This window comes from Vibrio sp. S17_S38 (assembly GCF_014694375.1).
Taxonomy (GTDB): Bacteria; Pseudomonadota; Gammaproteobacteria; order Enterobacterales; family Vibrionaceae; genus Vibrio.
In genome coordinates, this window is sequence record NZ_JAAUWW010000037.1 from 1 (window position 1) to 7,325 (window position 7,325).

At 39.7% G+C, this 7,325-nt stretch carries 7 protein-coding genes; all 7 read right to left on the reverse strand.

Going from position 1 to position 7,325, the window contains the following annotated elements:
* Positions 1-340 precede the first annotated feature (340 nt).
* A complete protein-coding gene (locus HC725_RS16340; RefSeq protein ID WP_190332924.1) occupies positions 341-1,141 on the reverse strand; it encodes a phosphoadenylyl-sulfate reductase in 801 nt (266 codons plus the stop codon).
* Entirely contained in the window at positions 1,134-2,861 is a 1,728-nt protein-coding gene (gene cysI / locus HC725_RS16345) for an assimilatory sulfite reductase (NADPH) hemoprotein subunit (protein WP_190332925.1), read from the reverse strand. Before cysI ends, HC725_RS16340 begins: the two co-directional genes overlap by 8 nt.
* Entirely contained in the window at positions 2,861-4,666 is a 1,806-nt protein-coding gene (locus tag HC725_RS16350; RefSeq protein ID WP_190332926.1) for an assimilatory sulfite reductase (NADPH) flavoprotein subunit, read from the reverse strand. Before HC725_RS16350 ends, cysI begins: the two co-directional genes overlap by 1 nt.
* Before the next feature lie 205 nt (positions 4,667-4,871).
* Positions 4,872-5,105 (reverse strand): hypothetical protein, encoded by a 234-nt coding sequence (locus HC725_RS16355; RefSeq protein ID WP_446751382.1) that lies wholly within the window; start codon positions 5,103-5,105, stop codon positions 4,872-4,874.
* Between the two features lie 113 nt (positions 5,106-5,218).
* Positions 5,219-5,434 (reverse strand): envelope stress response protein PspG, encoded by a 216-nt coding sequence (locus HC725_RS16360; protein ID WP_190332927.1) that lies wholly within the window; start codon positions 5,432-5,434, stop codon positions 5,219-5,221.
* Positions 5,435-5,606: 172 nt separating this feature from the next.
* Positions 5,607-6,590, reverse strand: coding sequence for a tRNA dihydrouridine(20/20a) synthase DusA (dusA, locus tag HC725_RS16365; protein WP_190332928.1), 984 nt, complete (start codon positions 6,588-6,590; stop codon positions 5,607-5,609).
* Between the two features lie 381 nt (positions 6,591-6,971).
* Positions 6,972-7,235 carry a GIY-YIG nuclease family protein gene (locus tag HC725_RS16370; protein ID WP_342365962.1) on the reverse strand — a complete coding sequence of 88 codons (264 nt, stop codon included), beginning with the start codon at positions 7,233-7,235 and terminating at the stop codon, positions 6,972-6,974.
* Positions 7,236-7,325 lie beyond the last annotated feature (90 nt).

Below are 7,325 nucleotides of genomic sequence, written 5' to 3' on the forward strand. Positions count from 1 at the left end.
AGTGTCAAACACTTTCTACAATCTTTTTTCGTTACCCTTTTTGAGAAGGTTGTGACCTCTGACTCGTTGCGGCCGTTAAGCTGTGTGCTCCGTGTCAGTGAGGTCGCATTATAGAGATCAAGTTCACATTGGCAAGTACTTTTTCATAAAAAACTTAAAAATAAGTACCAGGTGGTTAATTTGCATTCAAAGCCTTATTTATACATATTTTAACTCACGATCATCACAACTTACCCACAGACTTATTATTTTTGTTTATATGAATTAAAGTGATTAATTGAAAAAGGTTATCTATAAAAAATAGATAACCTTTTTATTTAAGAACATTTATTTCGTCCAGTTATATTCCTGAGCCATCGGTTTCTGCGCTTCCTGTATCTTCATGTAAACCACACTCTCGCTTTAAGCCGAAGAAACGCGTCTCCTCTTCTGTCATTCCTGGTTCCCATTTGCGTGTAGTATGTGTATCACCGACAGATAAATACCCTTTCTCCCAAAGTGGATGATAAGGCAAACCTTTCCTCTCCAAATATTCATGTATGTTTTTATTGGTCCAATCAATAATAGGAAGGAATTTAAACACACCATTTTGCACAGCTAAAATGGGCAGATGATTACGGGAACTAGATTGATCTCGACGCAAGCCTGAGAACCAAGTCTTCACAGAAAGATTCTTTAAGGCTCGGCGCATTGGTTCTACTTTATTTATTCGATTATATTGCTCTATTCCCTCAATACCTTGTTCCCACAATTTGCCATAACGAGCTTCTTGCCAATTTGGGCCTTGCTCTGCTCGAAATATTTGTAAGTTGAGATTCAATTTTTCTGTTAGCTCATCAATAAAGCGATACGTTTCAGGAAATAAATATCCCGTATCGGTTAATATAACCGGTACATCTGCTTTTATTGCTGTGACTAAATGAAGCATAACAGCCGCTTGAATACCAAAACTTGAGGATACCGCAAATTCGCCATCTAGATTATCTAACGCCCAAGCCACCCTTTGTTGCGCGCTCAGCTCTTCTAATTGAGTATTAATTTCAGCTAACTTTAAACTTTGCCCAGCTTTATTGAGGGTCAGCAGCTCAGCCAAATCCAATTTATTCTCTAGTACTGATTTTGATTCAATAGAATTAAGCATAGAAATCCCTTTTAGAGACAAAAACTTCATCAACAATACCGCTACGGATAGTAAAATCACCAAACCCTTCATTACCTTCACGCTCTTTGGCCCAACGGCTAACTAAGCTATCGATTTCATCAAGAATTTGTTTATCAGTAATGTTCTCTTTATACATCTTAGGTATGCGTGTCCCACTTCTATTACCACCAAGGTGCAAATTATAACGCCCAGGAGCTTTCCCCACTAAACCAATCTCGGCTAGCATCGCTCTGCCGCAACCATTCGGACAACCGGTCACACGTAAAATAATGTTTTCTTCTTTCGGTAATTGATGTTTTTCTAAAATACCTTCAACATCGGTAACAAACTCAGGTAAGAATCGTTCTGCCTCAGCCATTGCTAATGGACAAGTTGGAAATGCCACACACGCCATCGAGTTTTTGCGTTGCTCACTAGTCGATGCATCCATTAAGCAATGTGCTACCGCAATGCTTTCTATTAGCTCTTTTTGATCGGCAGATACGCCAGCCACTATTAAGTTTTGGTTTGCCGTAATGCGGAAGTCACCTTTATGTACTTTCGCCAGTTCAGCCATACCCGTTTTAAGTGGTTTACCTGGGTAATCTAAAATTCGACCATTCTCTATAAATAGAGATAAGTAGTGTTTACCGTCAATCCCTTCAGACCAACCAATGCGATCGCCACGCTCAGTAAACTCATAAGGACGACTTGCTTCAAATTGACTTCCAGCGCGTTTTTCAACTTCCGCTTTAAATACATCAATACCAACACGGTCTAATGTGTATTTGGTTTTGGCATTTTTACGGTTAGAACGGTTACCCCAATCACGTTGCGTGGTGACCACCGCTTCAGCGAATGCCAACGTTTGATCCACCGGAATAAAGCCAAAGTCATCGGCACGACGAGGATAAGTAGAGGTATCACCATGAGTCATCGCAAGACCACCGCCCACCAGCACATTAAAACCAATTAACTTGCCGTTCTCTTCAATAGCGACAAAGTTTAAGTCATTGGCATGCACATCCACATCGTTTAATGGTGGAATCGCAATCGTGGTTTTAAATTTACGTGGTAAGTAGGTGCGCCCCAAAATAGGCTCTTCTTCTTGAACCGTACTATCGATTTTTTCTGCATCCAGCCAAACTTCCGCATAGCCTCGAGCGTGTGGCAAAAAGTGTTCACTGATTTTTTTTGACCACTCATACGCTTCTTGATGTACTTCTGATTGATATGGATTCGCCGTACATAGCACATTTCGGTTCATATCGGCAGCAGTACCAATCGAATCAATACCAATCGAGTTCAGCGCTTTATGAACCTTCTTAATATTCGGCTTTAAAATACCATGATATTGAAAGGTTTGACGCGTGGTTAAACGAATGCTGCCATATAAAGTATGTTCATCCGCCCACTTATCGACACCAAGCCATTGGGTTGGCGTGATCACGCCCGCAGGTAAACGCGCACGAACCATCAAAGTATGTAGCGGTTCCAGTTTTTGCTTGGCGCGCTCAGCTCGGATATCACGATCATCTTGTAAATACATGCCATGGAAACGAATCAATGTAAAATTATCACCCGTCACCGCACCGGTAATTGGGTTTTGTAGATCTTCTGCAATCGTGCCACGTAAAAAGTTACTCTCAGCTTTTAAACGCTCACCATCAGAAAGTGGACCTAATACTTCGCCTAATACTACTTGTTCTTTCGTGCTCATTAGTACACATCCCTTTGATAACGTTTTGCTTTACGTAGGTCATTCACAAAAGCTTCTGCTTGCTCGCGACCGAGTTTTCCTTGTTCTTCAGCTACTGAAATTAATGCTTCGTGCACATCTTTGGCCATACGGTTCGCATCGCCACATACATAAAGGTACGCACCTTGCTGTAACCATTGCCAAACTTCAGCGGCATTTTCTAAAATTCGATCTTGGACATACACCTTCTCAGCCTGATCTCGGCTAAAGGCAACATCGAGTTTTGTTAGCACACCTGATTTCAAATACTTTTGCCATTCAACTTGATATAAGAAATCTTGAGTAAAGGTACGGTCGCCAAAGAATAACCAGTTTTTACCTTCGGCATCTCGCGCTTCTCTTTCTTGAATAAAACTACGGAAAGGGGCGATACCGGTACCAGGACCAATCATAATCACAGGAGTACTATCATTTTGTGGCAATTTGAAGTTGTTATTGTGCTCGACAAATACTTTAACTTTATCCCCTTCTTCTAAATTGCGAGCTAAAAACCCAGAAGCACCACCGAATCGAGCTTCCTCTCCATGCAGATACTCTACTAAGCTAACGGTTAAATGAACCTCGTCTTCTACTTCTGCTTGACTAGAAGCAATTGAATACAGGCGAGGAGTCAAGCGCCGTAATAGTCCCACTAATTCATCAGCTGACAATGCATAAGCTTTCTCTTTTAACACATCGATCACTTGCATATTGCTCGAATATTCGCGCAGCTTATCTTTATCATCGACTAACTTTTGCAACTTCTCACAACCAGAAAGTTGTGCATATTTCGTAACAAGCTGAGGATTAGCCGAAGTCACTTCAAGTTTATTAATTAGAGCGCTATGAATTGATAAACTCGCACCATCAAGATCAATACTTTCTACTCCCGATAAGCCAACTTGCTGTAAGATGCTCGCGACCAGTTCTGAACTATTTTCATACCAAACTCCAAGTGCATCTCCTGGTTGATACGTTAACCCAGACCCATCCAGATCAATCTCAATATGACGTACATCCTTACCTGAGTCTCGGCCTGTAATTTTTTGACTGGTTAATAAACTGGCGGTGTAAGGGTTTTGTTTGTTCCACTGACTTTCTTGATGGTTAACTTGACCAATAGGAAGTTGAACGACTTCCGCATCACCACTCGGTAACGTTGCCTTTACTTTCTCTAACGCCTGCTTACGCCACTCAGCGGCAGAAACCTCATAATCAACATCACAATCCAGACGCTCAAGAAATGGCTTAGCACCTTGCTTGCTTAAGAAGGCATCGAAATCTTTACCTGTTTGACAAAAAAACTCATAACTAGAATCCCCTAAGCCAATCACAGCATATTGCAAATTAGGCAACTTAGGTGCTTTCTTTGATTGTAAAAACTCATGCAGCTCAAGTGCATTATCTGGGGCTTCACCTTCTCCATTCGTCGAGGCCACGAAAATAACATGCGTTTCTTTCGTTAAGTTCTTTCCTTTATAATCACTCGCATCAAATAGATTGACCGCAATATCATTAGACTCTGCTTCTTTTTTTAGAGCTTCTGCTACTCCTTTTGCATTCCCTGTTTGAGAAGCAAAAATGATAGTTAATTTACTGGCAGGTTGAGCTGCAATAGAAAGTTGAGTCTGAGAGCTAGCGGATTGGTTCGTTTGACTTAAGCCCCAAAAATAGCCACTAACCCAAGCCAATTGCGAAGGTGATAATTCAGCCATCGCCTGTTGTAGTTGACCTATTTGTTGATCATTGAGTGGGCTTGCGAGAGCGGAAAGTTCTTTTGGTAACATGTATGACATCCCTATCTATATTGCACTTCTAATACTTCGTCTTTATAGATTAACGACTCTGGTAGGTAACGAGAAAGAATTGATAAGTATGTTTTATAACTTTTTGGAAAATAGAAATGAATATAGGTGTAGAAATGTAGAGAAAACTCAACAGAGTAAAGATGAATAGAGAAATCGGATGCCAACCAATAACCAATAATAGGTGCTATTTATTAGCAATACTGACTTGTTTAAAGCCGACTTTTTGTGCTAAACGCGAAGCATCACAAAGATCATGGCAATGACATTCCTTACCATAAATGTCAGTCAGTAATACTAACCCGCCACGGCTATGGCGGAATTCAACAATCCACGCATTTTCTTCAGCTGACGACTCGATAATAGCCTCAACCAATAGATGATCTTGATATAATCGTTGTAGTTCCGTAACTGTCATCATCAATCCCACTAAGAAAAGATATCGAAGCATCTATCATTAATACTTCTTTAATCATGACTCATATTTAGAATTATGCGACTTTATATAGCAATACTGTGATCACATAGTTTAGCCTACGGATAGGGATCTGGCTTATTGTAATGTTTGTAGATATAAAGGCCGATAAGCGCCACGATAATCCAAGGCAATAATTTCACTACGGTGCCAATCATAACAATAACCAAAGCAAGTAGAAGTGCCACTCCCATAGCAATAAAAAATGACACTATAGTTGCACCAGTCAATACAAAAACACCAATCAACATTAAAATAAACAATAATTCGAACATACATCACTCCTAAGTCTAAAGCTGTAATGCAGATTTCAAGCCAACTCAATATAGCTATAAAATCAACTAATCACCGTTGTCATAAATTTAGCCGTAAAACAAAAAAGGCGAAATTAGCCAATTAAAAGCTAAATTCGCCACTTGTAACTATCTTCACTTAGACAAAAGCATTCTATACATCAAGCTCCATTGGGATTTTAGCTAGCGCAGCCTCCACCACTTCAATACCTGAACCCTTTTTATGCGCATTTTCACTAATATAACGACGCCATTGGCGAGCACCAGGTATGGCTTGAAATATCCCTAACATATGTCGAGTCATATGCCCTAGAGAAGCACCGTTTGATAATTGTTGTTCAATATATGGATACATTTCCTGCACAACTTGGCGACGTTTTTTAATCGGTTTATCACAACCAAACAAGAGTTGATCGACCTCTGCAAGCATATATGGATTTTGGTAAGCTTCGCGTCCAATCATCACACCATCCAGGTGCTGTAAATGCAGCAAGGAGTCCTCAAGAGTTTTAATACCACCATTAACGGAAATATTGAGCTGAGGGAAATCTTGTTTTAATTGATAAGCGCGTGGATAATCCAACGCTGGTATTTCACGGTTCTCTTTTGGGCTCAAGCCCGACAACCAAGCTTTACGTGCATGGATAGTAAACTGCTCCACACCACCTTGCTCGTTCACTATACTAATAAAGCGAATCAAAAATTCATAAGAATCTTGATCATCAATGCCAATACGAGTTTTCACCGTAACGGGAATATTCACTACATCACGCATGGCAGAGACACATTCCGCAACCAGTTCAGGCTCAGCCATTAAGCAAGCCCCAAACTTGCCATTTTGCACACGATCTGATGGACAACCAACATTCAAATTCACTTCATCATAGCCACGATCTTGAGCTAATTTAGCGCAATAGGCTAAATCCTTCGCATTCGAACCACCTAACTGCAACGCGATCGGATTTTCTTGCTGACTATATTCAAGAAAATCACCTTTACCATGAATAATCGCGCCCGTGGTCACCATTTCGGTATACAACAAAGCATGCTCAGACATCAAACGATGAAAATAACGACAATGACGGTCAGTCCAATCGAGCATGGGAGCCACAGAAAAGCGATTTGTGCTAAAACTCATAAAATAAACACTCAAAAACAACATTAAGAATCAAAAAACAACAAAGGTTTAGCATATAAAACCATAAATTTAAAATAACAACAAAAAACACCAAAGAAATCAATTAGTTAATAAACAACAATTAAATCAATAAGATAGGTGGGTGTATTTAATGAGAGCATTTTACCATAAAAGAGAGATTAGAATTAGCAATAAACATTCACAACTAAAATTGATATGCCACATTTTAGCTCTATACCCAAGGCCTCACAATATCTCACATACTGCAAATACTTCGGAACAACCATCAGCAAAAAGATATTGCTAATCTAAATGATCGTGAATATATGACTTTTTAAGCTGCCCACTTTATCTTTCACAAACAAATAGCAGTAAATTAGATTATTTATTGTTGCCTCCCTGTTTACCGAAAGCAGGGGTTAATTCGTAAGAAAGTGCATCTTCAATAAGTTGAATAACCTCGATAGTTTCATCATATTCAAGAATACTAACTTCAAACTCCCCCTCAAACCACGCATATAAATGTAGAGAATAAGTTGCATCAGGGCAGTATTTTAAATGTTGTCGAAGTCTCTTCTTTAAACCTGTGGTAGAAGAACCAACATACATCACGCTTGAAGGATTATTGACCTTACATGTCACCACCAGTGCAAAAATGATCCACTAACACCAATTGAAAATTGATCCACTTGGTATCATTCAGTTTTAACAAAACTGGATGGTGATTATGTTAAC